At 69.9% G+C, this 25,937-nt stretch carries 27 protein-coding genes; 14 read left to right on the top strand and 13 right to left on the bottom strand.

The annotated features are described in order from the left end of the window. Positions 1–37 precede the first annotated feature (37 nt). Positions 38–994 carry a LysR family transcriptional regulator gene (locus JNX00_RS12045; RefSeq protein WP_204742419.1) on the bottom strand — a complete coding sequence of 319 codons (957 nt, stop codon included), beginning with the start codon at positions 992–994 and terminating at the stop codon, positions 38–40. A gap of 104 nt (positions 995–1,098) precedes the next feature. Between JNX00_RS12045 and JNX00_RS12040 the strand changes: the two genes are divergently transcribed. Then, positions 1,099–1,293, top strand: coding sequence for a hypothetical protein (locus JNX00_RS12040; RefSeq protein ID WP_204742418.1), 195 nt, complete (start codon positions 1,099–1,101; stop codon positions 1,291–1,293). Then, positions 1,294–2,439 (top strand): acyltransferase, encoded by a 1,146-nt coding sequence (locus tag JNX00_RS12035; protein WP_204742417.1) that lies wholly within the window; start codon positions 1,294–1,296, stop codon positions 2,437–2,439. A 73-nt stretch (positions 2,440–2,512) separates the two neighbouring features. Here the strand turns inward: JNX00_RS12035 and JNX00_RS12030 are convergent, their stop codons facing one another. Genes JNX00_RS12030 through JNX00_RS12010 form a run of 5 tightly spaced genes read right to left on the bottom strand, consistent with a single transcriptional unit; the run spans position 2,513 to position 6,433 of the window. After that, positions 2,513–3,457: an alpha/beta hydrolase fold domain-containing protein gene (locus JNX00_RS12030; protein ID WP_204742416.1), complete on the bottom strand. Its 945-nt coding sequence runs from the start codon at positions 3,455–3,457 to the stop codon at positions 2,513–2,515. 19 nt (positions 3,458–3,476) lie between these two features. Then, on the bottom strand, positions 3,477–4,448 hold the full coding sequence (locus tag JNX00_RS12025; RefSeq protein ID WP_204742415.1) for a tripartite tricarboxylate transporter substrate binding protein: 972 nt from the start codon (positions 4,446–4,448) through the stop codon (positions 3,477–3,479). 41 nt (positions 4,449–4,489) lie between these two features. Then, a complete protein-coding gene (locus tag JNX00_RS12020; protein WP_204742414.1) occupies positions 4,490–5,569 on the bottom strand; it encodes an LLM class flavin-dependent oxidoreductase in 1,080 nt (359 codons plus the stop codon). Then, positions 5,566–5,934, bottom strand: a complete 369-nt coding sequence (locus tag JNX00_RS12015) for a VOC family protein (RefSeq protein WP_204742413.1) — start codon at positions 5,932–5,934, stop codon at positions 5,566–5,568. Before JNX00_RS12015 ends, JNX00_RS12020 begins: the two co-directional genes overlap by 4 nt. Positions 5,935–5,950: 16 nt before the next feature. Continuing rightward, positions 5,951–6,433 carry a flavin reductase family protein gene (locus JNX00_RS12010; RefSeq protein ID WP_204742412.1) on the bottom strand — a complete coding sequence of 161 codons (483 nt, stop codon included), beginning with the start codon at positions 6,431–6,433 and terminating at the stop codon, positions 5,951–5,953. Between the two features lie 86 nt (positions 6,434–6,519). Between JNX00_RS12010 and JNX00_RS12005 the strand changes: the two genes are divergently transcribed. Then, positions 6,520–7,341, top strand: coding sequence for a helix-turn-helix domain-containing protein (locus JNX00_RS12005; RefSeq protein WP_204742411.1), 822 nt, complete (start codon positions 6,520–6,522; stop codon positions 7,339–7,341). Between the two features lie 58 nt (positions 7,342–7,399). Here JNX00_RS12005 and JNX00_RS12000 read toward each other — a convergent pair whose 3' ends face one another. Both JNX00_RS12000 and JNX00_RS11995 read right to left on the bottom strand, forming a co-directional pair. Next, on the bottom strand, positions 7,400–8,773 hold the full coding sequence (locus JNX00_RS12000) for a heavy metal sensor histidine kinase (RefSeq protein WP_204742410.1): 1,374 nt from the start codon (positions 8,771–8,773) through the stop codon (positions 7,400–7,402). After that, a complete protein-coding gene (locus JNX00_RS11995) occupies positions 8,760–9,446 on the bottom strand; it encodes a heavy metal response regulator transcription factor (RefSeq protein WP_204742409.1) in 687 nt (228 codons plus the stop codon). Before JNX00_RS11995 ends, JNX00_RS12000 begins: the two co-directional genes overlap by 14 nt. A 180-nt stretch (positions 9,447–9,626) precedes the next feature. On the opposite strand from JNX00_RS11995, the gene JNX00_RS11990 reads away from it, so the two are divergent. From JNX00_RS11990 to JNX00_RS11975, 4 genes are all read left to right on the top strand, one after another. Next, positions 9,627–10,694: a hypothetical protein gene (locus JNX00_RS11990; protein WP_204742408.1), complete on the top strand. Its 1,068-nt coding sequence runs from the start codon at positions 9,627–9,629 to the stop codon at positions 10,692–10,694. 19 nt (positions 10,695–10,713) lie between these two features. After that, a complete protein-coding gene (locus JNX00_RS11985) occupies positions 10,714–12,084 on the top strand; it encodes a copper oxidase (RefSeq protein ID WP_204742407.1) in 1,371 nt (456 codons plus the stop codon). A gap of 63 nt (positions 12,085–12,147) precedes the next feature. Beyond that, on the top strand, positions 12,148–12,636 hold the full coding sequence (locus tag JNX00_RS11980) for a cupredoxin family protein (RefSeq protein ID WP_204742406.1): 489 nt from the start codon (positions 12,148–12,150) through the stop codon (positions 12,634–12,636). A 37-nt stretch (positions 12,637–12,673) separates the two neighbouring features. Next, on the top strand, positions 12,674–13,033 hold the full coding sequence (locus JNX00_RS11975; protein ID WP_204742405.1) for a copper-binding protein: 360 nt from the start codon (positions 12,674–12,676) through the stop codon (positions 13,031–13,033). 46 nt (positions 13,034–13,079) lie between these two features. Here the strand turns inward: JNX00_RS11975 and JNX00_RS11970 are convergent, their stop codons facing one another. Further along, a complete protein-coding gene (locus JNX00_RS11970) occupies positions 13,080–13,271 on the bottom strand; it encodes a heavy-metal-associated domain-containing protein (protein ID WP_070398458.1) in 192 nt (63 codons plus the stop codon). Positions 13,272–13,424: 153 nt separating this feature from the next. Between JNX00_RS11970 and JNX00_RS11965 the strand changes: the two genes are divergently transcribed. Further along, complete coding sequence (locus JNX00_RS11965) at positions 13,425–15,815, top strand: heavy metal translocating P-type ATPase (protein ID WP_204742404.1); 2,391 nt, start codon at positions 13,425–13,427, stop codon at positions 15,813–15,815. Positions 15,816–15,819: 4 nt separating this feature from the next. Here JNX00_RS11965 and JNX00_RS11960 read toward each other — a convergent pair whose 3' ends face one another. Both JNX00_RS11960 and JNX00_RS11955 read right to left on the bottom strand, forming a co-directional pair. After that, on the bottom strand, positions 15,820–16,386 hold the full coding sequence (locus tag JNX00_RS11960; RefSeq protein ID WP_204742403.1) for an NADPH-dependent FMN reductase: 567 nt from the start codon (positions 16,384–16,386) through the stop codon (positions 15,820–15,822). 62 nt (positions 16,387–16,448) lie between these two features. Next, positions 16,449–17,270, bottom strand: a complete 822-nt coding sequence (locus JNX00_RS11955; protein ID WP_239478128.1) for a PhnD/SsuA/transferrin family substrate-binding protein — start codon at positions 17,268–17,270, stop codon at positions 16,449–16,451. 262 nt (positions 17,271–17,532) lie between these two features. Between JNX00_RS11955 and JNX00_RS11950 the strand changes: the two genes are divergently transcribed. From JNX00_RS11950 to JNX00_RS11930, 5 genes are read left to right on the top strand one after another with little or no spacing between them, the layout of a single operon-like run. Beyond that, positions 17,533–18,378 (top strand): ABC transporter substrate-binding protein, encoded by an 846-nt coding sequence (locus JNX00_RS11950; RefSeq protein WP_204742402.1) that lies wholly within the window; start codon positions 17,533–17,535, stop codon positions 18,376–18,378. 23 nt (positions 18,379–18,401) lie between these two features. Next, entirely contained in the window at positions 18,402–19,088 is a 687-nt protein-coding gene (locus tag JNX00_RS11945; RefSeq protein WP_070398461.1) for an ABC transporter permease, read from the top strand. Between the two features lie 4 nt (positions 19,089–19,092). Beyond that, the gene (locus JNX00_RS11940) at positions 19,093–19,806 is read left to right on the top strand and encodes an ABC transporter permease subunit (RefSeq protein WP_070398462.1); all 714 of its coding nucleotides are present in this window, start codon (positions 19,093–19,095) and stop codon (positions 19,804–19,806) included. A gap of 10 nt (positions 19,807–19,816) precedes the next feature. Then, positions 19,817–20,953, top strand: coding sequence for a succinylglutamate desuccinylase/aspartoacylase family protein (locus tag JNX00_RS11935; protein ID WP_204742401.1), 1,137 nt, complete (start codon positions 19,817–19,819; stop codon positions 20,951–20,953). 15 nt (positions 20,954–20,968) lie between these two features. Continuing rightward, positions 20,969–21,757, top strand: coding sequence for an ATP-binding cassette domain-containing protein (locus tag JNX00_RS11930; protein WP_070398464.1), 789 nt, complete (start codon positions 20,969–20,971; stop codon positions 21,755–21,757). Here the strand turns inward: JNX00_RS11930 and JNX00_RS11925 are convergent, their stop codons facing one another. Together JNX00_RS11925 and JNX00_RS11920 are read right to left on the bottom strand one after the other, a co-directional pair. Then, positions 21,758–24,247, bottom strand: a complete 2,490-nt coding sequence (locus JNX00_RS11925; protein WP_204742400.1) for a penicillin acylase family protein — start codon at positions 24,245–24,247, stop codon at positions 21,758–21,760. A gap of 104 nt (positions 24,248–24,351) precedes the next feature. Next, complete coding sequence (locus JNX00_RS11920; RefSeq protein ID WP_204742399.1) at positions 24,352–25,302, bottom strand: adenylate/guanylate cyclase domain-containing protein; 951 nt, start codon at positions 25,300–25,302, stop codon at positions 24,352–24,354. Between the two features lie 287 nt (positions 25,303–25,589). Here JNX00_RS11920 and JNX00_RS11915 point away from each other — a divergent pair, with 287 nt between their 5' ends. Beyond that, positions 25,590–25,925, top strand: a complete 336-nt coding sequence (locus tag JNX00_RS11915; protein WP_070398467.1) for a hypothetical protein — start codon at positions 25,590–25,592, stop codon at positions 25,923–25,925. Positions 25,926–25,937 lie beyond the last annotated feature (12 nt).

The raw sequence follows: 25,937 nt of genomic DNA, 5'->3' as shown, positions 1-25,937 counted from the left end.
CGTGCGCCCTGTGTGACCGGCGCCGAGTGGCACCGCTTCATCGCGGCTTGCTGGCGGGGCGCAGCCGTCGTCCCATCGAGCGGCCCTGGGCTATCGCCTGCCTGCCCACGAGAGCAAGCGTGCGGCAGCAGTCCTGCAGCAGCGTATCGGCGTCCGAACGGGCATGTGTGACTGCAACGATGTCCATCAGTGGAAGATCCACCGGTGGTTTGAATACGACGAGCTGGTCTCCCAGTTCGGGCCGCAGGGTCAGCGTCGTGCTGGTTATGGTGAGCAGCCTGTCGGTCCCGACGACGAGCTCCGGCGCCAGGATGAAGCTCGGCACGGCCAACTCCACCCGGCGGCGTAGCCCGCGCCTTTCCAGGCTCTCGTCGACCGTGCCCCTGGCGCCCCCCCCGAGGCTGACCAGCACATGCGGCAGCTCAACGAAGGTGCTGAGGGTCAGGCCCTTGGCCACGTGCGGGTTGTCCTTCCAGGCGACCGTGACGAACGGGTCCTGCAGCAGCAGGGTCTGTCGCAACCTGTCGTGGTCCATGGCGGGGAACACCCCGACCGCCACATCAAGTTTTCGCGCTTCCACCTCGGCGATGGCCTCCGAACGCGGCCGGTTGCTCACGCGAAGATTCACACCCTCGTGCTCGGAGGATAGCCAATGAGAAAGCCCTCGCAGGAAGACCGCCACGCCGTAGTCGGACATGGAAACGTGAAGTGCCCTCGGCACGCGCGCGATGGCGCCAGGACGCAGGCGAAAGACGTCCTCCGCCGCCTGAACGGCCTCGATGACCCGGGGCGCGAGCTCAATCGCACGCTTGGTCGGCCTCAGTCCCTTGGCGGTACGCTCGAAGAGCTGGTCATCGAAGCGGTCACGCAGGCCGCGCAGCGCGTGGCTGACCGCCGACTGGGTCACGCCCAGCTTGGCAGCTGCCCGGGTTACGTGCAACTCCGTGAACAGGGCTGCAAACACGCTGAGCGCGTTGAGGTCCGTTCTGGCCATCGTGGATGGAGCCTTCCAAACATGAACAGCCTGCATGCTAGCAGCCCACGGCTATGAGCCGTCCGCTTCTCGGACGAGGAACCCGAACTGTAGGAGTCGCAGAGATGCGCGAATCGCAACCAAAGATCCACCGTGCGACAAGGGCCACGAAGCGCGCCGGCGAGTGGGCCTGGGGTACGACGGACCTCGCCGAGATGGGCGACATCACAGCTCGCCTGCACTCGACCGATGCGCCGTATCGATGGCATATGAACGACGGCGACGGCATCCTCGTGGTGGACAAGAAGGGGGCGGTCTGAATGTCCGCAGCACCGTTCGCCAGCCAGAACAGCCGGACCAACTTCATCGACCGTTTGCGCGTCGTGCTCACCGCACTGGTCATCGCCCACCACACGGCCATTACCTACGGAGGCTCGGGCTCGTGGTTCTATCGGGAAGTGACCGACGAGGGAAGACCCAGCAGCCTGCTGCTGACGCTCTTTTGCGCGGTGAACCAGTCCTTCTTCATGGGCATGTTCTTCCTACTGGCCGGCTACTTCACGCCAGGCTCGCTGAACCGGAAGGGAGCGGTTCGTTTCATGATGGACCGGGGCGTCAGGCTCGGCGTGCCCTTGCTGGTGTTCGGCTTCGTCCTGGGGCCGCTGGTGGTCGCGCTGGGCAGCATTCCGCAAGGCCAGCCGGCCTTGGCCCACTGGTCTTCGCTGCTTCGTTCCGGCACCTTTGTGATGGGCCCACTCTGGTTCGCCTTCGCACTGCTTCTCTTTGCCTTCGCCTGGGTCATCTGGTCGCGGGCGACGCAGGGGGTGAAGCGCTCCAGTCTGCTGAGGAACGAGGCCTTGCCAAGCGGGCGAACATGGCTTTTGAGCGCCGTGCTGGTCGGCTTCGCCGCATTGACCATCCGGCAATGGGTTCCGGTCGGGCAGAACGTGCTGGGGCTGCAGCTCGGCTACTTTTCCTCGTATGTCTTTCTGTTCTTCCTTGGCACGCGCGCCTCGGCCGGCCGCTGGCTTGAACGGGTGAGCCCCGAGCAGGCCCGATTCTGGGGAGTCATTTCGCTGGTTTCGATTCCGCTCCTGCCGCTTGGGGCGGCGCTGTTCGGTGCACTCGAGGGCAAGGCCGTTGACTTCGATGGCGGTTTGAGTGCAGCCGCCGTCCTCTACGCGTTCTGGGAGCCGTTCGTGGCATGGGGAATCATTGCGCTTCTGCTGGTGCGGTTCCGCCAGCGATTCAACACACAGAGCTTGCGTTGGAAAGGCTGGGGCGAGGAGGCCTATGGCGCGTTCGTCGTTCACGCACCGGTTGTTGTCGCCCTGAGCGTTCTGCTTGCCCCCTGGCCGGCACCGCCGCTGCTGAAGTTCGGTCTGGTTGCAGGAATCGGAACGGCGCTGTCCTTCTTGCTGGCGCGCGCTCTGCGGGCGCTGCCAGGCGTTGACCGGATTCTCTGAGGGGCCATTCCACAGCCGCGAGCAGGGCATCAGCCAGGCGGCCGGAGCCCGAAGCCGACGCCAGGCCCCTTCCCTAAGCTGCCACCGGCAAGTGCTTCCCGAGGAAGCCCGCCAGGTCACGTGTGCAGGCCTGCGCCACCGCCACCGTGCGGCTGTAGCCCCAGAACAGATGCGTCGTCCCCGGGTACACCACGAGTTCGGCGCTTCGCCCCGCGCCGTTCAGGCGCCGGGCCAGCAGCACCGAGCTGTCCCGGTACACGTCGAGCTCCGCCGCCGCCAGGAACAGCGGCGGCATGTCGCCCAGGTCGGCCTGGCGGGTGTCCAGGCGCGGGTCCCGTCGCTGGCCGGGACCGCCCGCGTACGCCTCGAACATCGCGGCAGCGCTGCGGCGCGATGGCTGCATCGGGCCGTCTCCGTGCGCCCGCATGGACGCCGTGTCGAGGTCGTCGTCGAACACGCCGACCACGAAAGCCCCCGCCCGGAGAAAACCGGCGCGGCCAGGGCCGAGGTGGACGGCGGCGCCCATGGCCACGCTGGCCCCGGCGGATGAGCCACCGACAGCAAGGCGCGCCGGGTCGATGCCCCAGCGTGCGCCGTGCACGCTCAGCCACCGAAGCGCCGCGGCGCTCTCCTCCACCGCCACCGGAAACACCGCTTCGGGCACATGGGCGTAGTCCAGGCTGACGACGATGCCGCCCCAGGCCAGCGCCAGTTCGCGCAGCTGCCGGTCGCTGGAACGCGGCTCGCCCAGCCGAAAGCCGCCACCATGAAAGAAGGCATAGGCCGGGCGTGGCGCCTGCGAGGCCTGAGCCGCATAGACGGCCACCCGCAGGCCGCGCTCGGCCGACAGCGGGATCACCTCGTCCCGATCGACCGCCAGCCGGGGACCGCCCCCGTTCCACCAGGCCCGGGACGCCATGAACTGCGCCCGCGCCGCGGCCGCGCTGGTGTCCGAGGGGCCCAAGCCGGCCAGGATGTCCTCGTGGCGCCGCAGCGCGGCCGCGAGCTGCGGGTCCACGCCTGCGGGCAGCGGGGGCTCAGTTGGCCTGGACATTGAACTCCGTCAGCAGCTTGCCCCACTGCTCCACTTCCGCGCGGATCGTCTGGCCGAACTCTTCGGGGGTGGACCCCACGGGTTCGATGCCCTGGTCGCGCATGGTTTTCGCGATCTCGGGGTCGGCCAGCAGCTCCTTCACGTCGCGCTGAATCTGATCGACGATGGGCTTGGGCGTGCCCGCGGGCGCCAGGAAGCCGAACCAGCCGCCGCGCTCCATGCCCTTGATGCCCAGTTCCTTGAACGTGGGCACGTCGGGCAGGACCTTGGAGCGCTCCGAGGTGATGATGCCCAGCGGCCGCACCTTGCCGGCGCGGATGTGCGGCAGCGCGGTGCCCACCGAGTTGAAGCTCGACTCGACGTGGCCGCCCAGCAGGTCGTTCATCTGCAGCGCCTCGCCTTTGTAGGGCACGGGCAGCACCTCGATGCCGGTCTCGCGGCCAACGATCAGGCCGTAGACGTGGAAGCTGGAGCCATTGCCGAAGTGCGCGTAGCGCAGCGGCCGTTTCGCGGCCTTGATGCCCGCCACCAGTTCCTGCAGCGTCTTGTAGGGGGAGTCGGCGCGCACGGCCAAGATGGACTCGGGCGTGGCGTACTGGGTGATGGCCACGAAGTCCTTGACCGGGTCGTACGGCGTTTCGGGGTACAGCAGCTTGACGGTGGAGTGGGTGACGAAGGTGGACAGCAGGGTGTGGCCGTCGGGCGCCGCGCGGGCCACGATTTCCCCGCCGATGCGGGTGGACGCGCCGGGCTTGTTGTCCACCACCACCGACTGCCCCCACTTCTTGCTCAGCCGCTCCGCGAGCAGGCGCGTGATGCGGTCCGGGCTGCTGGCCGGCGGGCCGGGCAGCACGATCCTCACCGTCTTGGATGGCCAGGCCTGTTGGGCCAGGGAGGACAAGGGGGCGCAGGCCATCAGGGTGGCGCACACCAGGCCGCAGAGGGTTTTGTTCATGTGTCTCGCTCTTTCTTTCAAGGGGGGCGGAAGGGAAATGGTCAAGCCGTCAGGGCGCTGCTGTCGGCGGCGGCACCGACCGGCGCCCGGCTCAGGGGCGCCAGTACCTGATCGCCGAACAGCCGGGTGGACCGCGCGGATTCCTCGTAGCTCAGGTCACCGAAGGCCATGCGGCACACGAGGTAGTTGATGCCCGTGCGCGCCACCTCCTCCTCGACCCATTGGCGCACCGTCGACGGGGCGCCGGCAATGCCGAGCCCCGCGGCCTGGGCCTGCTCGAAGCGTTCCGGGAAGGCCAGCGAGGCCGGTTGGGTGCCGTGCTTGACCCACAGGTGCATCAGCCGCTCGCGCCACAGCGTGTAGGCCCGGCTGGCGATGGCCATGGCCTGGGCATCGGTGTCGGCGACCACCACGTGCCGGCTCACCCCCAGGCGCGGCAGCGGACCGGTGGCCCCGATCGCGTTCCAGCGCTCGCGGTAGCGGTCGGTGACGGCGCGCACGCCGCTGGCCGGCCCATTGCAGACGATGTTGATGCCGTTCTCGGCCGCCCAGTCCGCGCCCTGGGGCAGGCCGACGCCGTACCAGATCGGCGGTGGCGTCTGGTGGTAAGGCTGCAGCACGACCGGGACCTCGCGGAAATGGAAATGCGTGCCGGCGAAATCCACCCGCTCGCGCGTGAGCGCCTGCTGGATGACCTGATAACCCTCGTGGTAGAGGCTTTGCGCCTGCGCCGGATCGACGCCGTAGTAGCCGATCTCGTAGGGCGACACACCGCGGCCGAAGCCGACCTCCAGGCGCCCGCGGCTCATCTGGTCCAGCATGCAGATCTCCTCGGCCACCCGCAGGGGGTGGTGCATGCTGAGGGTGTAGACCAGCGGGCCGAAGCGCAGGCGGCGGGTGCGCTGCGCCACCGCCGCCAGGTACACGCTGGGCGACGGCGCGATGCCGAGCGGCGTGGAGTGGTGCTCGGCCAGGTGGTAGGCGTAGAAGCCGGCCTGCTCGTAGTCCTGGACCAGTTGCAGGCGCTGCTCGTACTGGTCGGCCAGCGGCAGCCGGCCCCGGTCCATGTGGTCGAAGACGCCGAAGGACAGTTCGCGTGGCGGGTGGGGATGTGTGCTCATGTGGGGTGGCGGCCCTTGGGACGGGCGAACAACTGGAAAACGGTGCCGGAGGGATCGCGCGCGGTCAGCGTGCGGCCGTGCGCGCCCATGTCGCGCTGGCCGGTGATTTCCCCGCCGTGGCGGCGGATGGCGTCGGCGTCGGCCTCCAGGTCGTCGCTGTCAAAGACCAGCACGGGGCCGCGGCAGGCCTCGGCGGCCTCGGCCCGCGACGCGAGCGCGAAGCGGGCGTCGCCGACCTTCATTTCGAGCCAGCGGTCGGCGTCCTGGAACAGGTATTCGAAGCCCAGCGCCTTCTCGTAGAACGCGCTGAGCGCCGCCACGTCGTCGTGGACGTGGTAGGCCAGGCGCAGCTTGGTGATCGCCATGTCGCTCTCCAGGGCCTCAGGCCGGCAGGAACTCGCCGCTCTTGTAGAGCAGCGAGCGCTGGTCGCGCTGGCGGATCTCGAGGATCTCGCCGACGAAGATGGTGTGGCTGCCGCAGTCCAGGCTTTGCACCACGCGGCAGGCGAAGGACACCAGCGCCTCGCGCAGCAGGGGCACGCCCTGGGCTCCACTGGCCCAGTCCTCGGCGGCGAAGCGGTCGTCCGGGTCGTCGGCCTGGCGCGAGAAGGCCTGGGCGACGGGCACCTGTCCGTCGGACAGGTAGTTGATGGCGAAGGCCTGGGCCTGCTCGATGCAGGCGTGGGCTCGCCCTACCCGGTTGACGCAGGCCAGCACCTGGGGTGGATCGGCGCTCACGCTGCAGACGGCGGTGGCGGTCAGGCCGCGGCGCCGTCCGCCGTGCTCGGCGGTCACGACCGTGACGGCGGACGGCACCTTGCGCATGGCGCGCCGGAAGGCCTCGGCGTCGGCGGTGATGGGCATCTTGAAATTCTCTATTGTTGAATTATTGGATAATAGAGAATATTCTACGGACCAAAGCCGATCGGAACACCCGGGAAAATACGCACATGAGCGACGCCAGCGCACCCTCCAGCGGCCATGCCGCCCCGCCCGCCCGCGCCAGCGGCCCGCGCGGCATCCAGTCGATCGAACTGGGCTACCGCATCCTCACGGCGATCCAGCAGGGCCCGGACGCCGTGGCCCTGAAGACCATCGCTGCGCGAGCGGGCATGTCGCCCAGCGCCGTGCACAACTACCTCGCCAGCTTCGTGCGCACCGGCATGGTGGGCGCGGACGCGCGGGGCCAGTACCGGCTGGGGCCCAGCCTGGCGGCGCTGGGGCTGGCGGCTGCGCGGCAGGTGGACCACTACGAGCTGATCCGCGCCAAGGCGGTGGCGCTCAGCGACGACACGGGCCTGGGCGTGGCGGTGCTCACCTGGAGCGCGCTGGGGCCGGTCATCGTGTTCAACCGGCCCGACCCGCGCAACCACGTGTTCGAGCTGCGCAACGGGCCGGTGTCCTTCCTGTCCACCGCGGGTGGCCATGTGTTCGCTGCCTGGCTGCCCCGCGAGGCCACGCGCCCGGTGGCACAGCGCGAACTCGGGCAGGGCGCGACGGACGGCGAATGCGATCGCCTGCTGGACAGCATCCAGGCGACGGTGCGCGCCGCCGGCCACTCCGACGTGATGCTCGACGCGCTGCCCGGCTACGGCGCACTCAGCGTCCCGGTCTGGAACGCGCAGGACGCGCTGGCCTACGCCCTGACGATCACCGCGCCGGTCGAGCTCATGGACAAGCGCCCCGATGGGCCGCACCTGAAGCGGCTGGTGCTGGCGGGTCAGGAACTGTGCCGCTTGCTGGGGGCGCCTCCCCGGCGCTGGGCGCCGTAAGGCCGCCATCGCGCCCGGCGCAGCCGCAGCGCGGTGACGGCGCACCGGCCCATGCGCGTCACGCCTGCCGGGGGAAGCTCAGGGTGAAGCGGATGCGGCCCTGCTCGCACTGCACATCCACTTCGCCCCGGTGGCTGGACATGATGGCCCGGGTGATCGGCAAACCCAGTCCCACGCCCTCGCCTTCCAGCCGCTGGCGCCCCTGGCTCAGGCGGAAGAAGCGGTCGAACATCGCCCGGCGCTGGTCGGCCGTCAGGGGCTCGCCCGTGTTGCTCACCTGCAGCTGCGCCCAGCGCTCGGTGAGCACGATCCGCAGGTCGACCGGGTCTCCGGGCGGCGCGTGGCGCACGGCGTTGGACAGCAGGTTGCCGATCGCGCGGCGCACCATCAGCCGGTCGCCGCGCACACGCGCTTCGCCGCTCAGGCGCAAGCGCACGCCCTTCTCGTCGGCCACGGCCTCGTAGAAATCGATCAGCGAGCGCGCTTCGGCGGACAGGTCCACGTCTTCCACGCTGGGCAGGCTGGCCACGTTCTCCGTCTTGGCCAGGTAGAGCATGTCGGACACGGTCTTGGCCAGCCGCTGCAGCTCTTCGGAAATGACCTCCAGGCTGGCGCGGTACTCGTCGCCGCCGCGCGGCACCGCCAGCGTCACCTGGGCATTGGTCAGCAGGTTGCTCAGCGGGGTCCTCAGCTCGTGCGCCAGATCGGTGGAGAAGGCGCTCAGGCGATCGAAGTCGCGCTGCAGGCGGTCGAGCATGTCGTTGATGGAACTGGCCAGGCCGCGCATCTCGATCGGCAGGCTGGCCACCGGCATGCGTTCGGTGAAGTCCTGGGCATTCACGCGCTCGGCCCGGTGCTTCATGGCCAGCAGGGGCTTGAGGCCGCGCCGCACCGCCACCGCGCCCAGCAGCGTGCTGGCGGCGACGGCCAGCAGGATGCAGATCAGCAGCTTGCGCTGCAGCAGAGCCAGAAAGTGGCGGTGGTGGTGGGTGTCGACGGCGGCGAAGACCTGGAGGTCGGTGTTCGCGCTCCAGCTCAGCGGCAGGGTGGCGAACTCGCCGTAGTAGCTCATGTCGCCATCCGACCAGGACAGGCCCTCGCCCGCGTCGCGCAGCGCCGGTGGGGGCTCGAAGTCGCCGAGCCGGAAGACCTCGCGCTCGGCCGCGTCGATCCGCAGCAGCAGGCCCTCGTGGCCGCGCAGCGCCGTATGGAGGCGCGCCGCCAGATCGGGCAGGTCCGCGCTGCGCTCGGCGATGCCGCGGATCAGCGCCAGCTTGTCGCGCAGCAGCGCCTGGTCCAGCTCGACGAAGTGCGCGGCCGTTTCGCGGTGGACCACGTAGCCCAGACCCGAGAACACCGCGCCCACCACCAGCGCGAACAGCGCCGTCAGGCGAAACGTGAGCGACACCCCCGATGCCTCAAGCCGTTTCATGGGGGTCTTCGAGCACGTAGCCCATGCCGCGCACCGTCCGCAGCAGCTTCAGGTCGAAGCCTTCGTCGATCTTGGCGCGCAGGCGGCGCACGGCCACGTCGATCACGTTGCTGTCGCTGTCGAAGTTGATGTCCCAGACCATGGAGGCGATGAGCGTGCGCGGCAGCACCTCGCCGTGCCGGCGCATGAACAGCTCGAGCAGGCCGAATTCCTTGGCGGTGAGGTCCACGCGCTGGCCCTTGCGCGTGACGCGCCGGCGCACCAGGTCGAGGTGGAGGTCGGCCACCTGCAGCGAGGTGGCGTCCTGCGCCGCAGCGCCGCGCCGCAGGATGGACTTCACGCGCGCCAGCAGTTCGGAGAACGAGAACGGCTTGATGAGGTAGTCGTCCGCGCCGAGTTCGAGGCCTTTGACGCGGTCCTCCACGCTGTCGCGCGCGGTGAGGAAGAGCACCGGCACGCGCTGGTTCTTGCGGCGCAGCGATTGCAGCAGCGACCAGCCGTCGATGCCGGGCAGCATCACATCCAGGATGAGCAGGTCGTGGCCGCCCTCGGTGGCCTCGTGCAGGCCGTCGACGCCGTTGCGCGCGAGTTCGACGAAGTAGCCCGCCTCGCGCAGGCCTTGGCGCAGGTACTCGCCCGTGTGGGCCTCGTCTTCAACGATCAGAATCTTCATGGTCGGCGGGGTCGAACGAGTGTGCCACGCGGGTCGCGGAATTTCGCCACATGACAAATCTGTCATGAAGCCGACAGGTCGCTGTTCCTGCCCGGCCAGAACAATGCGCCGGCTCAAGAAGTCAATCCAAGGAGTCGGTGAGTGAAGCATCCATTCAGCCCGCGCGGGCCCAGGGCTCTGGTGGCCGCGGCATTCCTGGCCACGGCGGCCTTGGCTGGCGCGCAGCCGGCGGTTGAACAGTCCTCGGACTGGAAGGCGGCCAACGAGGCCGTCGGGCAGTTCAAGCGCGGGCACGCGGACCTGCTCAAGTGGGAAGCGGCCCATGGGGCGAACGCCGCCCCGGACGCCGCCGCCACGGCCGGCTTTCCGGTGCCCTCGCTGGAAGCGGCCACGCGCCTGGCCTGGCGGCCGCACCTGGAACTGCAGAAGGTGCTGCCGCGCCTGGGCGATGACAACGTGGCGCGCATCGCCCAGGGCCGCTGGCACGAAGTGGACGCGCGCCACCAGCGCCGCATCGAGGGCGTGGGCGAGGTCTTCGAGGTGGCCGCCGACGCGCGCCGCGCCTGGCTGCGCGCCGTGGCGGACCAGCAGGCCGTGCGGCTGCAGCGCGCCTCGCTGGAGGCGGCCGAGGCCGCGGCCGAGCTGGGCCGGCGCATGGTGAAGGTGGGCAACTGGAGCGCCTACCAGCAAAGCCGCGTCGAACTGGGCCTGGCGAGCGAGCGGCGCGCGCTGCAGCAGGCCGCCGCGGCCGCGCGGCAGTCGGAGCGCGCCCTGCTGCACACCCTGCAACTCAATGGCGTGCACGAACGCCTGGCGCTGCCCGACACCCTGCCGGACCTGCCCAAACAATCGCTGTCACCCGCTGAACTGGGCGCCCGGCTGGCCGAGATCAAGGCCCAGCTGCCCCGCGTGGATCAATGGAAGGTGGAAGCCAACTTCGGGCAGGCCCTCGCCTCGCGCGACGCCACCCTGGCGGTGGCGCGCGGCCTGCGCGACGACGTCATGGTTCAGCGCCAGCTGATCGTGGACGAGAGCGTGCTGCAGTACAACGGCATGCTCAAGAGCGTGTGGGAGCTGCTTACCGAGGTGCAGGCCCATGCGCAATCGCAGCGCGAGACCATCGCCGCCGTGCGCGACTACTGGCTCGCCGACACCGACCTGATGTGGGTGCTGCAGGGCGGCGAACCCACGGCCTTCGTCGCGCCCGGTGGCGCCGCTGCCGGCGAGGCCCCCGCGGCCGCTCATTGAAACCCCCTTCGACACCAACATGAACAACCGTCGTCAATTCTTCGCCGGCGCCGCCGCCACCATGGCCGGCCTGGGCGTCGCCCGCTCGGCGCTCGCCGCACTGCCCGAGCCCGTCATCCAGACCTCCGTCGACACCGCGCCGCCGCTGGTGCCGAACACGGGCCGCCCCTACAACCCGGTGGTCACGCTCAACGGCTGGAGCTTGCCCTGGCGCATGAACAACGGCGTCAAGGAGTTCCACCTGGTCGCCGAGCCCGTGGTGCGTGAGATGTCGCCCGGCTTCAAGGTCAACATGTGGGGCTACAACGGCCAGAGCCCGGGGCCGACCATCGAGGTCGTCGAGGGCGACCGCGTGCGCATCTTCGTCACCAACAAGCTGCCCGAGCACACCACCATCCACTGGCACGGCCAGCGCCTGCCCAGCGGCATGGACGGCGTGGGCGGCCTCACCCAGCCCCACATTCCGGCGGGCAAGACCTTCGTCTACGAATTCGAGGCCCGCCGGCCCGGCACCTTCATGTACCACCCGCACGCCGACGAGATGGTGCAGATGGCCATGGGCATGATGGGCTTCTGGGTCACGCACCCCAAGGCCAGGCACCCGCACATCAGCGAGGTCGACCGCGACTTCTGCTTCCTGCTCAACGCCTTCGACGTCGAGCCCGGCAGCCGCACGCCCAAGGTCAACACCATGACCGACTTCAACATCTGGGGCTGGAACAGCCGCATCTTCCCGGGCATCGACACGCTCAACGTGCGCTTGAACGACCGTGTGCGCATCCGCGTGGGCAACCTCACCATGACCAACCACCCCATCCACCTGCACGGCCACGAGTTCCAGGTGACCGGCACCGATGGCGGCCCCACCCCGCCCGCCACCCGCTGGTACGAGGTGACCACCGACGTGGCCGTGGGCCAGATGCGCCAGATCGAGCTCATCGCCGACGAAGAAGGCGACTGGGCCTTCCACTGCCACAAGAGCCACCACACCATGAACGCCATGGGCCATGCGGTGCCCACCATGATCGGCGTGGACCACCGCGGTCTGGTGAACAAGCTGCAGCGTGTGGTGCCCGACTACATGGTGATGGGCGAGCGCGGCATGGCCGACATGGGCGAGATGCAGATGCCCCTCCCGGACAACACCGCGCCCATGATGACCGGCACCGGCCAGTTCGGTCCCATCGAGATGGGCGGCATGTTCAGCGTGTTCAAGGTCCGCAAGGACCAGAAGCCCGGCGACTACAAGGACCCGGGGCCCTACCCGTTTCCGCCGGGCACCGTCGCCCGCGAGTGGACCGGCGCCACGCCCGCGGCCCCGCGCGCGGCCACGCCCCCGGGACAGGCCGACGCCACCGTGGTGAAGCCGGGCCATGGCAAGCACCACTGATCCCTTGGGCGGGCCTGCCCCCCTTTTCCCATTCTTTGCCGTTCAACACCACTGGAGCCTTTCATGACGTTTCGCACCGCGGCCCTGCTGCTCTCCCTGGCCTCGATCACCGGCCTGGCGCTGGCCCATGGCAACGAAGACCACAAGCTGGCGGGGCCGGTCAAGATGGAACAGAAGCCCTGGGGCATCGCCGGCGAGGCCAAGGCCGTGAGCCGCACCATCGAGATCGGCATGACCGATGCCATGCGCTTCACGCCCGACCGGCTGGAGGTGCGCCAAGGGGAGACCATCCGCTTCGTGCACCGCAACGCGGGCCAGGTGATGCACGAGTTCGTGCTGGGCACCCAGAAGGACCTCGACGAGCACGCGGCCCTGATGAAGAAGTTCCCCGGCATGGAGCACGACGAGCCCTACATGTCGCACGTGGCCCCGGGTCAGCGCGGCGAGATCGTCTGGCGGTTCAACCGCGCCGGCGAGTTCGACTTCGCCTGCCTGCTGCCCGGCCACTACGAGGCCGGCATGTTCGGCAAGATCAAGGTCGTGGCCCAGTGAGCCGGCGGCCGTCCGATTCCCCTTTCAGGAGCACCCCATGAAGAAGATCGTCCCCGCCCTCGCGTCGAGCGCCCTCGCCGCCCTGTTCTCGCTCGCCCCGCCCGCGTTCGCGCAAGGCATGGACCACGGCAGGATGGGCTCGGGCGCCATGATGGGCATGCAGCAGAACCATCCGCTGGTGGAGGGAGAGGTCCGCCGCGTCGACAAGGAGAACGGCAAGATCACCCTGCGCCACGGCGAGATCAAGAACATGGACATGCCGCCCATGACCATGGTCTTCGTCGTGCGCGACAAGGCCATGCTGGACGGCATCGCCGTGGGCGACAAGGTGCAGTTCACCGCCGTGCAGGACAAGGGCCAGATGGTGGTCGAGTCGATCAAGCCCCTCAAGCCTTGAACCCACGCCGAGGCCCTTCGCGACGAAGGGCCTCGGCGGCCGCCGCTCAGGCCGGGGCGTAGCCGGCGTCGGCCAGGGCCTCGGCCAGCACCGCGCGGTCCTCGTCGCTATTGACCACGACCCTGCGCTGCGCCATGTCGACTTCGACGGCGCAGGCGGGGTCGGCCTGTTTCAGCGCCCGGTTGACGCGGGCCGCGCAGTGGCCGCAGGTCATGGAGGGCAGTTGGAATTCGTGCACGACAATCTCCGTGAAAGTGGATGAAGGCTTCACGGTAGGCCTTGCCACGGTGGCAAGGTCAAGCGGCGACGGCCCGTCGTGGACAGGCTTGACCTTGACACCATGTCAGGCCTGAGCATCGGGTTTCCACGTCAATTCATCTGGAAGACCGCCATGAACTCCCTTGCACCGCCCCTGACCGAGTACCGCCTGCCCATCGAGGGCATGACCTGCGCCTCCTGCGTGGGCCGGGTCGAGAAGGCCCTGAAGGCCGTGCCTGGCGTGAGCGAGGTCAGCGTCAACCTCGCCACCGAGACCGCCTCGGTCAGTGCCGCCGCGCCGGCGGCCGCCAGCCAACTGGTCGCGGCCGTCGAGAAGGCCGGCTACCAGGTGGCCGCGCAGCAATTCGAATTCGAGATCGAGGGCATGACCTGCGCCTCCTGCGTCGGCCGTGTCGAAAAGGCCCTGAAGGCCGTGCCCGGCGTGAGCGAGGCCGAGGTCAACCTGGCGACCGAGCGCGCCAGCGTGCGCGCCACCGGCGCCACGGCGGCCCAGTTGATGGCCGCCGTCGAGAAGGCCGGCTACACCGCCCTGCCCCACGACGAGCAGGCGCCGGCCGCGCCCGGTGCCCACAAGGGTGGTGGCGAGCCCTGGTGGCCCGTGGCCCTGGCCGCGCTGCTGTCGCTGCCGCTGGTGCTGCCCATGGTGGCCATGCTGTCCGGCAGCGACTGGACGCTCAACGGCTGGCTGCAGCTGGCCCTGGCCACGCCGGTGCAGTTCTGGCTGGGCGCACGCTTTTACCGCGCCGGCTGGAAGGCCGTGCGCGCGGGCACCGGCAACATGGATCTGCTGGTCGCCCTCGGCACCAGCGCGGGCTATGGCCTGAGCGTCTACCTGCTGCTGCGCCACCAGGCGCATGGCGCGCCGCACCTGTATTTCGAGGCCTCGGCGGTGGTCATCACCCTGGTGCTGCTGGGCAAATGGCTGGAGGCGCGTGCCAAGCGCCAGACCACGGCCGCCATCGCGGCGCTCAACGCGCTCAAGCCCGAGATCGCACGCGTGCGCACGCCCCAGGGCGACGTGGACCTGCCGCTGGCCCGCGTGAAGGTGGGCGACGTGGTGATCGTGCGCCCCGGCGAGCGGGTGCCGGTGGACGGCACCGTGCTCAGCGGCGCGAGCCAGGTGGACGAATCCCTCATCACGGGCGAGAGCCTGCCGATCGCCAAGCACCCCGGCGACAAGGTGACCGGCGGCGCGGTGAACGCCGAAGGCCTGCTGGAGATCCAGACCACCGCCGTCGGCGCCGAATCCACGCTGTCGCGCATCGTGCGCATGGTGGAGTCGGCCCAGGCGAAGAAAGCGCCCATCCAGCGCATCGTGGACCGCGTGAGCGCGGTGTTCGTGCCGGTGGTGCTGCTGCTGTCGCTGATCACGCTGGTCGGCTGGGGCGTGCTCACGGGCGACTGGGAGCGCGCCATCCTCAACGCCGTGGCGGTGCTGGTGATCGCCTGCCCCTGCGCGCTGGGCCTGGCCACGCCCACGGCCATCATGGCCGGCACCGGCGTGGCCGCGCGCCAGGGCATCCTGATCAAGGACGCCGAGGCGCTGGAGGTGGCGCACCGCGTGGACACCGTGGCCTTCGACAAGACCGGCACCCTGACCGAGGGCCGGCCCCAGCTGGTGGCCGCCCTGGCCGCGCCGGGCCAGGAAGAGCGCCTGATCCCCTGGAGCCTGGCACTGCAGGCCGGCAGCGAACACCCGCTGGCGCGCGCCGTGCTGGAGTCGCCCCAGGCCGCCGGCCTGACGCCGCTGCCGGCCAGTCAGGTGAGCGCGGTGCCCGGCCGCGGCATGTCGGCCGAGGTCGACGGCCACGCGCTGCGCCTGGGCAGCCCGCGCTTCATGCAGGAGCTGGGCGTGGACACCGCGGCCTTGGCCGCGCAGGCGCAGCGCCTGCAGGACGAGGGCCGCACCGTGTCCTGGCTGGCCGACGTGACCCAGGCGCCGCGCCTGGTCGGCCTGCTGGCCTTCGGCGACGCGCCCAAGGCCAGCGCCGCGCGCGCCGTGGAACGCCTGCACGGCATGGGGGTGCGCACGGTCATGCTCACCGGCGACAACCGCGGCAGCGCGGCGGCCGTGGGCCAGCGCCTGGGCATCGCCCGCATCGAGGCCGAGGTGCTGCCCGCCGACAAGGCCGGCATCATCGGCCAGCTCAAGCAGGGCGGGCATGCGGTGGCCATGGTGGGCGACGGCATCAACGACGCCCCGGCGCTGGCCTCGGCCGACGTGGGCATCGCCATGTCCACCGGCACCGACGTGGCCATGCACGCGGCCGGCATCACGCTGATGCGTGGCGACCCGGCCCTGGTGGCCGACGCCATCGACATCTCGCGCCGCACCTACCGCAAGATCCGCCAGAACCTGTTCTGGGCCTTCGCCTACAACGTGATCGGCATCCCGCTGGCGGCGGCCGGCCTGCTCAACCCGATGGTGGCGGGCGCCGCCATGGCCCTGAGCAGCGTGAGCGTGGTGAGCAACGCCCTGCTGCTGCGCGGCTGGCGGCGCTGAAGGCTCAGTGGCCGCGCGCCGCCGCGGCCGCGAAGCGCGCGAAGCCCTGCACGAAGTCGGCCAGCTGACGGGCGATCGCCTCGTCCAGCAGCGCGCCGTCGGCCCCGAACACCGAGCCGGCGCGCGACACCATCAGGCGCCCGCCGCTCCAGTGCTGGGCGCCCAGGGTGCGCAGCACAGGCAGCCAATGGGCCTGGCCCATCACCGTGCCGAAGCCCCCGGGCGACGCCCCGATGACGGCCACCGGCCGGTCGCGGAACACGTCGGGCAGGCCGGGCGTGGGACGCGAGAGCCAGTCGATGGTGTTCTTGAACACGCCCGGGATGCCGTTGTTGTATTCGGGCGAAACCAGCAGCAGGCCGTCGGCGGCCAGGATGCGCTCCTTCAGGGCGCGCACGGCCGGCGGCGTGCCGCTGGCCTGCTCCAGGTCGCCGTCGTACAGCGGCACGCCGTGCACGGTGGCGGCGTCGAGTGGGGTGTCCGCGCCGGCGGCGGACTGGGCGGCCTTGAGCAGCGCGGTATTGAAGGAGCCGGCGCGCAGGCTGCCGGACAGTCCAAGCAAGGTGGTCATGGGGTGGGACTCCTGGTGGGAGCCGCAAGGCTACACCCGGCGCCCCCGGGGCCCGGACCCGCTCAGGTCCCGAGCCACTCCAGCAGGCTCAGCACGCGCGGCCCGGTGCCGGTGTCGAAGCCCTGGATGCCCAGGGTCTTGAGCACGCCGCGGCCAGCGTCGGCCTGGTCCATGGCGCGCAGTTCGGCCTGCACGGCCTGCAGCTGCTCGGCTGTCAGGCGCGGGCCGGCGACCATGGGAGAGTACGGCTGCATCACGCTGCGGTGCAGCACGCGCAGGCCGGCCTTGTCCAGCGAACGCGCCACGCCCGAATAGGAGGCCACGCCGCCCACGTCGGCCAGCTTGTGCTCCAGGTAGAACTGCACCGCGCCCTGCTCGCGCACGAACTGCACCTTCTCGCCCTTGAGCGGGATGCCCCGGTCGCGCAGCTCGGCATTGCAAAAACGCGACATGTACGACACCTGCTCGGGCAGCACCCAGCGCGCGCCCTTGGCGTCGGCGATGGTTTTCAGTGGCGAGTCGTTGCGGGTGACGATCAGGCACTGGCCCTCGGGCTTGGCGCTGGCGACGAAGCGGTAGCCGTTGTCGCGCATGGCGCGCGCCGGGTAGTCGCTGGGCCGGGCCAGCGCCAGGTCGAAGCGCTTGGCCTTCAGGCCGTCTTCGAGCAGCGCGAACTCGCGCGCGAACACCACCGTCACCTTGCCCTTCAGCGCCCGGCCCAGGGCCTCGGCCAGGCCGGCGTACTTGGCGGTGGCGCGCGCGTGGTCCAGCCCGCCCGAGGTGCCTTCGCTCACCGCCAGCGTGTATTCCGGTTCCGCGGCCCGCGCCGCGCTGGCCATCAACAGGGGAAGCAGAAGGGCGATGAGTCGGGTGGGCAGTGGCATGGTGGCGGTGCGGTGGCCAGACACCCTGGCCGGTTCAGCATATTGGGATGAACGAATGTATCGCCGATGGCGCGGACGGCGGGTTCCGTTCATGGCGGGGAAACGGCCGTCTGGCTTGCATCTTGCTGACGTCCCGCAGGCGCCACCGGCCCCGGGAAACCTCGCCCTTTTTGGAGCCAGCCCCCCAGGAGCTCAGACCTACAATCCCGCCTACTTCGCACCGCCCGGATGGCCCGGGCGGGCGGCAACCGAGAGATTTCTCATGAAGCACCTTGCCCTGTATTCCGCCCTCACCGGCGCCCTGGCCCTCTCGGCCTGCGGCAAGAAAGAGGAGGCCCCCGCCCCGGCAGCCGCACCCGCGCCCGCCGCCGCGCCGGCCGCAGCGCCCGCTCCGGCCGCCCTGCCCGAGCTCAAGGTCGCCATCGACCCGACCTACGAACCCTTTACCTTCAAGACCGCCGACGGCAAGCCCACCGGCTTCGACGTCGACATCGCCGACGCCCTGTGCAAGGAAATCAAGCGCCAGTGCGTCTACGTCGAACAGGTCTGGGACAGCATGATCCCCGGCCTGCAGGCCAAGAAGTACGACGCGATCATCAGCTCCATGTCCATCACCGAGGAGCGCCTGAAGGTCGTGGACTTCACCGACAAGTACTACTTCACCCCCAGCCGCATCGTCGTGAAGAACGGCACCGCCTACACCGAACCGGCCTCGCTCAAGGGCAAGAAGCTGGGCGTGCTCAAGGGCAGCACGCAAGAGAAGTACGCCCTGGGCGAGCTCAAGCCCGCGGGCGTGAGCATCGTTCCCTACGAGGCCCAGGACCAGGTCTACCTGGACATCAAGTCCGGCCGCCTCGACGGCACCGTGGCCGACCAGGTGGAGGTCAACGGCGGCTTCCTGCGCAAGCCCGAGGGCAAGGACTACGGCTTCGTGGGCCCCGTGCTGGACGATCCCAAGTACTACGGCACCGGCGTGGGCGTGGCCCTGCGCAAGGACGACACCGCCCTCAAGGACGAGTTGAACGCGGCCATCAAGACGATTCGCTCCAACGGCGTCTACGAGACGATCGCCAAGAAGTACTTCGACTTCGACGTCTACGGCAAGTAAGCGGTCAGCCCACCGAGCGCGGTTTGTCCGGCTACTACCAGTCCATCCTGCAAGGCGCCCTGCTCACGGTGGGCGTCTCACTGGCCGCCCTCGTGGTGGCCATTTTCTTGGGCCTGGCGGGCGCGGCGGCCAAGCTGTCGGGCCGCCGCGCGCTCGTCTGGCTGGCCACCGCCTACACCACCGTGGTGCGCGGCGTGCCCGAACTCGTGCTGATGCTGCTCATCTTCTACGGCGGCACCATCGGCCTGAACCACCTGCTCGAGGCCCTGGGCAGCCGCCGCTCGGTGGACATCAACCCCTTCGCGGCGGGCGTGCTGACCATCGGCTTCATCTACGGCGCCTACATGACGGAGACCTTCCGCGGCGCCATCCTGGCCATCCCGCGCGGGCAGATGGAAGCGGCCTGGGCCTTCGGCATGGGGCGCGTGCGCACCTTCGTGCGCATCACCGCGCCGCAGATGGTGCGCTACGCGCTTCCGGGCTTCACCAACAACTGGCTGGTGCTCATCAAGGCCACGGCCCTGGTCAGCCTGATCGGCCTGCACGAGATGACCTACCTGGCCAAGCAGGCCAGCGCGGCCACGCGCGAGCCCTTCACCTTCTTCCTGTTCGCGGCGGCGCTGTTCCTCGTCTACACCACGGTCTCGCTGTGGGCGCTGCGCTGGGTGAACCGGCGCTTCAGCCTGGGCGTCAAGCGGCTGACCCACTGACACCATGCGCTGGGAAGTCATCTTCGAACCGGCCCACCTCGCCATGTATGGCCAGGGCGTGCTGACCACGCTGAGCCTGCTGCTGTCCTGCCTGGCCATCGGCGGCGTGCTGGCCGTGGTGTTTGCCCTGGCGCTCACCCACGGGCCGGCGCCGCTGCGCTGGCTGGTCGGCGCGTACACCTACGTGATCCGCGGCACACCGCTGCTGATCCAGATGTACATGATCTATTACGGCCTGGCCCAGCTCGACTGGATCCAGGCGCGCTGGGACGACATCTGGCCCTGGACGATGTTCAAGGACGCCTTCTTCTGCGCCCTGCTCGCCTTCGCCCTCAACACCGCCGGCTACACGGCCGAAATGCTCGCGGGCTCCATCCGCGAGACGGCGCCGGGCGAGATCGAGGCCGCGCAGGCGATGGGCATGGGCCGCTGGCAGGCGCTGCGGCGCATCGTGCTGCCCAGCGCCATGCGCCGCACCCTGCCGGCCTACAGCAACGAGGTGGTGATGATGCTGCACGGCACCAGCCTGGCCAGCGCGGTGCCGGCCATGCTGGACGTGACCGCCGCCGCCAGCCGCATCTACTCCGACTACTACCTGCCTTTTGAAGCCTACCTCTTCGCCGCCGGCATCTACCTCACCATCACCTTCACCCTGGTAGGCCTGTTCAAGCTCGGCGAGCGGCATTTCCTCGCCCACCTGGCGCCGCGCACGCACTGACGGGAAACGCATGGAACGGACCGAACACCCCCTGCTGAGTCCCAGCCTGGGCCACCAGAAGCATCTGGTGTCGTTCCGCTATGGCGCCGAAGACGCCCGGCCCAAGGTCTACCTGCAGGCCAGCCTGCACGCCGAGGAGCTGCCCGGCATGCTGGTGGCGCACCACCTGCGCCCCCAGCTGGAGGCCGCCGAACGCGAGGGCCGCCTGCGCGGCCAGGTGGTGCTGGTGCCGGCGGCCAACCCCATCGGCCTGACGCAGCGGCTCAACCACCGCGCCATGGGCCGCTTCGAATTCGGCACGTCGCAGAACTTCAATCGCCACTACCCGAACCTGGCGGACGCGCTGTTCGACGAGCTGCGCGACCGCCTGGGCCCCGACCCGCAGGCCAACGTGGCCCTGGTGCGCGCCGCCGCCACCCGCTGGCTGCGCGACTGGCGGCCCGCCACCGAGCTGGACAGCCTGCGCCGCCAGCTCTTCCTGCTGGCGCACGACGCCGACGTGGTGCTGGACCTGCACTGCGACTGGGAAGCCGCGCTGCACCTGTACGCCGAGGAGGCCTGCTGGGCCCCGCTGGCGCCACTGGCCTGGCTGCTGGGCTGCCGCGCCGTGCTGCTGGCGCGCGATTCGGGTGGCGAGCCCTTCGACGAAACCCTCTCGGGCCTGTGGTGGCGACTGGCCGAGCGACTGCGCGCGCAGGGCATCCACCACCCGCTGCCCCAGGCCTGCGCCAGCGCCACGGTGGAGCTGCGCGGCGAGGCCGACGTCTCGCACGACAACGCGCGGATCGACGCCAAGGCCCTGATGGACTACCTGCTGCACCTGCGCGTGCTCGATGGGCCCGCCCCCGCCATCCCCCGGCCGAGCTGCGAGGCCACGCCGCTGGCTGGCTCGGAGACCCTGCACAGCCCGGTGGCCGGCGTGGTGGCCTTCTGCGTGCGCCCAGGCGATACCCTGGCCGTCGGCGAGGTGGTGGCCGAGGTCATCGACCCCACCGCGCCCGGCGCCTCGCGCGTGCACCGGATCACCGCCGGTGTCGCGGGCGTGCTCTACGCGGCCATTGGCGAGCGCTACGTCGTCGCCGGCGGCGAGATCGGCAAGATCGCCGGCGCCACCCCGTTCCGCACCGGCCACCTGCTCGGTGCCTGACCCTGCCCCGCTCCCATGAATGCCCCCACCCCTTCTTCCGCGCCGCTGCTGGCCGTGCACGACATCCACAAGCGCTTCGGCGCCAACGAGGTGCTCAAGGGCGTGTCTCTCGAGGCGCGCGCGGGCGACGTCATCAGCCTGATCGGCAGTTCGGGCTCGGGCAAGAGCACGCTGCTGCGCTGCATCAACCTGCTCGAGAAGCCCAACGCGGGGCGCATCGTGCTCGGCGGCGAGGAACTCAAGCTCGCGCCCGACCGCCACGGCGAGCTGCACGCCACCGACCCGAAGCAGCTGCAGCGCCTGCGCACGCGCCTGGCCATGGTGTTCCAGCATTTCAACCTGTGGGCGCACATGACGGTGCTGCAGAACATCATCGAGGCGCCGGTGCACGTGCTGGGCGTGCCGCGCGACCAGGCGGTGCAGACGGCGCGCAAGTACCTGGAGCGCGTGGGCCTGAGCGGCGTGGAAGACCGCTACCCCGCGCACATGAGCGGTGGCCAGCAGCAGCGCGTGGCGATCGCGCGCGCGCTGGCGGTGGAGCCGGCGGTGATGCTGTTCGACGAGCCCACCTCCGCGCTCGACCCGGAGCTGGTGGGCGAGGTGCTGCGCGTGATGCGCCTGCTGGCCGAGGAAGGCCGCACCATGCTGGTGGTGACGCACGAGATGGGGTTCGCGCGCGAGGTGTCCTCGCACCTCATCTTCCTGCACAAGGGCTGTATCGAGGAACAGGGTGTGCCGCGCGAGGTGCTCGCCAGCCCGAAGAGCGAACGGCTCGCCCAGTTCCTCAAGGGCAACCTGAAGTAGTCAGGGCGTCAGCGACAGCTCGCTCGCCCACTTGGGCGGCTTCAGGCTCAGGGTGCGGTGCTTGTTGGCCAGCCAGGTCGCGCTCATGTCGCGGTAGCGGCTGGAGAACACGTTGCCGCTCTGCCCCGTCTGGTAGATGAACAGCGAGCGGTCCAGGTCGGCCAGGTCGTAGATCGCGCGCAGGCTGGCCGCGTGGCGGTTGGCGAAGGGCGCGTCGGCCTTGTCCAGGTGGTACTGGCCCACGTTCACCGTGAAGGGGTCGCCGCCGGTGGGCTCGCGCACCTCGAAGAAGCGGGCCAGCGGCTTCACGTTGGAGAACGGCCGGTGCGCCGAGATGGCCGGGTGCGCCTCGCCCCAGCGCCAGGCGGCCACGTCGGCGCCGTACTGGGCCGACAGCCTGTCCAGTGCGCGCGACAGCGCCTCGCCCGCCGCGTGCGGGCAACCCTGCACGCCGCACCAGGCGCGGTTGTCGCTCTCCAGGAAGCCCTCCACCGCCTGGCGGAACAGGCGCTTGCCGTACAGGGACTCGAAGCGCTCCTTGCCCAGGCGCTGGCCGATCACGCCACGCGTGAACTCGTCGATCCAGGCGCTGTAGATCAGCGGCGCGGGTGAGTCGGCGCGCATCACGCCGTCGAAGCCCTGCAGCGCGGCGCGCGCGGCCTCGGCCAGCGAATGCGTGGACGGCGCCTTCAACAGGTGCGGCAGCAGGCGCAGCGTGGCCTCGGCCCGCTGGTCGCCCTGGATGGCGCGCATGCTGGCCACGTCGTGCTTGGGCGTGGCCTCCAGCAGGGTCTCGATGCGCTGCTGGCGGTATGGCGGCGCCCAGTCCTGGGTGAGGAAATGCGGGTAGTCCGGCGCGTGGATGCGCTGGTTGGCGGTGGCGATCCAGCCGCGCGCGCCATCGTCCTGCGGCGTGTCGGCGTACGGCAGCCAGCCGGTCCAGTCGTAGCGCGGCTCCCAGCCCGGCGCCGGGGCCACGCCGCGGATATCGTTGTCGGCCGCGCGCAGCGGCACGCGCCCGGCCGCCTTGTAGGCGATGCGCCCGGTGCGGTCGGCCATCACGATGTTCTGCATGGGCGCGCGGAAGGTGGAGAACGCCGCCAGCAGTTCCTCCACGCTCTGCGCGCGGTTGGAGGCCAGCGTGGCGGACACGTTGTCCTCGTCGTCGAGCCCGGTCCAGCGCAGCGCCAGCACGAAGCGCGTGGTGTCGAGCACCTTGCCGTGCTGGGCCTGGGCGTCGCTCAGCACCGGGCCGTGGCGCGTGGCGCGCACCAGGTGTGTGACGTCGGCCTGCCCCTTCACGCGGATGGTCTCGGCGCGCACGGTGAAGCGTTCCCAGGCGGGCTCGGTGCCGGCCGAGGGCACGCGGTACTCGCCGGGGTTGGCCGGGTTGATCTGTTCCAGGTAGAGGTCCTGCACGTCAGGCCCGGTGTTGGTGAAGCCCCAGGCCACGCCGGCCGTGCGGCCCAGCACCACGAAGGGCGTGCCCGGCAGGGTGGCGCCGATCACGTCCATGCCCTTGAGGCCACCCGCGTCGGGCGCCTGCAGCCGCGCGAAGTACCAGATGGCGGGCGCGCTCAGGCCCAGGTGCGGGTCGTTGGCCAGCAGCGGCTGGCCGCTCTGGGTGCGCGAGCCGGCCACCACCCAGTTGTTCGAGCCCTTGTTTTCGTTGAAGCCGAAGCCATCGGTCCAGTCGCGCAGGTCCAGCGCGATGCGCTCGCGCCAGCCGGCCTGCGGGGCCGCCGGGGCCTGCGAGGTGGCGGTGCCGTTGGCCTTGTTGAACACACCCAGTTCGCGGTACAGCCGGCCCAGGTCGGCGCTGGCGGCGGGCGCCTCGCCCGGGTACGGCGGGAACAGCTCCCACAGCGCGGGCGTGTCCAGCACCTGCAGCGCCGTCAGCCGGGCGAACTCGTTGCCCCAGTTCCCGCCCAGGTCCAGCGCCATCATGATCGACCAGCCCACGCTGTCGGCCGGGTCCCACCAGGCGCCCCGCAGGGCCTCTTCGCGCGGATTCACGCCCAGCAGCAGGAATTCGGGCGTCAGCGCCTGTTCGCCGCCGGCGAAGAAGGCGTTGATGCCGGCGCTGTAGGCCTCCACCGCGGCCTTGACGTCTGGTGGCAACTTGGCCAGCTGGCGCTGCGCCACCTGGCGAATGCCCAGGGTGCGCATGAGCTTGTCGGTCTCCAGCGTGGCCGGGCCCAGGAACTCGGACAGCGTACCGCGCATGACGGCGCGGTTGAAGGCCAACTGCCAGCCACGTTCCTGCGCGTGCACGTAGCCCAGCGCCATCCAGGCGTCGCGCGGGTTCTGGGCCAGGATGTGGGTGACGTCGCTGCCGTCGCGGTTGACCTGCACCGGCGCACCCAGGCCGCTGACCTGCAGGTGCCCGTCGGTGCGCGGCAGGGTCTGGCGGGCGTACCACAGCCCCAGGGCGGCGGCCAGCACGAGCAGCAGACCGATGAGGGTGGCGAGGCGGCGGATCCAGCGCATGGTGTTTGTCTCTCGGGCTTCTTATGAGGAGCCGCGAGGATATACCCCGCCCGATGACCCGGCGGCGCGGGCGCTGTCGCGCAGGCGCGGCGCGCCCAGCGCCTTCAGCGCGCGCTGGCGGCGGCGCTGCGGGCGAGCGCCATGCTGCCGTCCATGAGCTTGAAGCTCACGGTGGGGGCGCTGAAATCGGAGAACGGCGCGCCCAGGGAAATCTCGCCGTCGCTGTGCAGCACGCAGTCCTGGCGGCGCAACTGCACCACCGACTCGCTGCCCGCGAAACGCACCCAGGTGCCGTAGCTGCTCACGTCTTCCAGCACGTAGTTGCCGGAGACCATGCCGATGGTGGCGTGCATGCGAGAGACGCGCGGGTCGCTCACCACGAAGCTGGCCTCGGGCACGCGGCCGATGCGCAGCGGCAGGTCGCTGGAATTGAAGGTGCGCGTGGCGTCCAGCCAGGCGAGCTCGATGCCCGCGAAATCGGAGTCGTCCTTGGGCGTGATGGCGTGCAGGTCGGCCGGCACCGTGAGGAACTCGGACTGCATGTCCGCCTGCCACTCGATGCGGAACACCTCGCAGGTGTCGACCTTGCCCTTGATGCGCATGGCACCCAGGCTGCGGTTGCGCACCAGCGAGCGCGGCCCGAGCGACTGGATGACGGTGTCGCTGGCGAAGATCTGTTCCGGGCCGGCCAGGTCGCTCAGGCGCGAGGCCAGGTTCACCGCGTCGCCGAAGCAGTCGCCGTCCACCCACACCACCGAGCCGCGCGCCAGGCCGATCTGCATCAGCAGCTTGAGGTGGGCCGGCCACTGCTGCACGCGCTTGGCGTGCTCCTGCTGGATCTGCACCATGGCATCGACCGCGGCGCGGTTGTCGGCGAAGGCCATCAGCACGCCGTCGCCCAGCATCTTGACCACGGTGCCGCCGTTCGACTGGCCGCGTGCGCCGATCCACTGCGTCAGCTTGGTGACCGCCTTGGTGGCCCGGTCGTTGCCCAGTGTCTCGAACACGGAGGTGCTACCGGTGAGGTCGACGAAGGCGATCGTGAGTTCGGGCATGGGGCTGGGAAAACCTGCGGGCGATTAGAGCATGGCGGTTCTCGCAGACCGTTACATCCTCAACCGATGCAAGTGGCGTTTGTGCGCCCCGAAAGGCCGACCGGGTTGTGGCACCCAGCCAACAATGAGTGCAAAAGGATTACTAAATTGAGGTAGTCCATGAAACTCCCGCGCTAAGCACATGATTTGCTGTTGTTTTTTTTGCCGTATCAAGACATGCACGATTGCATCGACATGCTTCAGGTCGTATTCTGGCCAGCCCTCCCTGTGATGGAACTCTCACGGTCATGCGTTGGTTCAAGCCCAGTCTCCGCAACAGCATCTCGGCCCTGCTAGGGCCGAGCGCGCGCGCGGACGACGAGGACGAGCTGGAGCCGGTGCGTGAGGCCATGCTGGCCGTGCTGGGTGAAGAAGGCGCCCGCCTGAACCCTTCGCTCAAGCGCCGGCTGAAGTTCATGCACGACGCGCACAGCCTCTGGTATGCGCGCGGCGAACTGGTCGCGGTGCTGAGCCGCGTGCACGGCGAGGCGCTGGCGGTGCACCGCGTGCAAAGCCTCTCGCCGGTGTTCCAGGGCCTGGTGCCCAAGGCCTTGATCGACGCTTCGCGCATCCGGCGGGTGTAAGCCCCACCCCGC

It is taken from the genome of Hydrogenophaga sp. YM1, assembly GCF_016903055.1.
Taxonomy (GTDB): domain Bacteria; phylum Pseudomonadota; class Gammaproteobacteria; order Burkholderiales; family Burkholderiaceae_C; genus Hydrogenophaga; species Hydrogenophaga borbori.
This window is presented reverse-complemented; position numbering and strand designations above follow the sequence as displayed.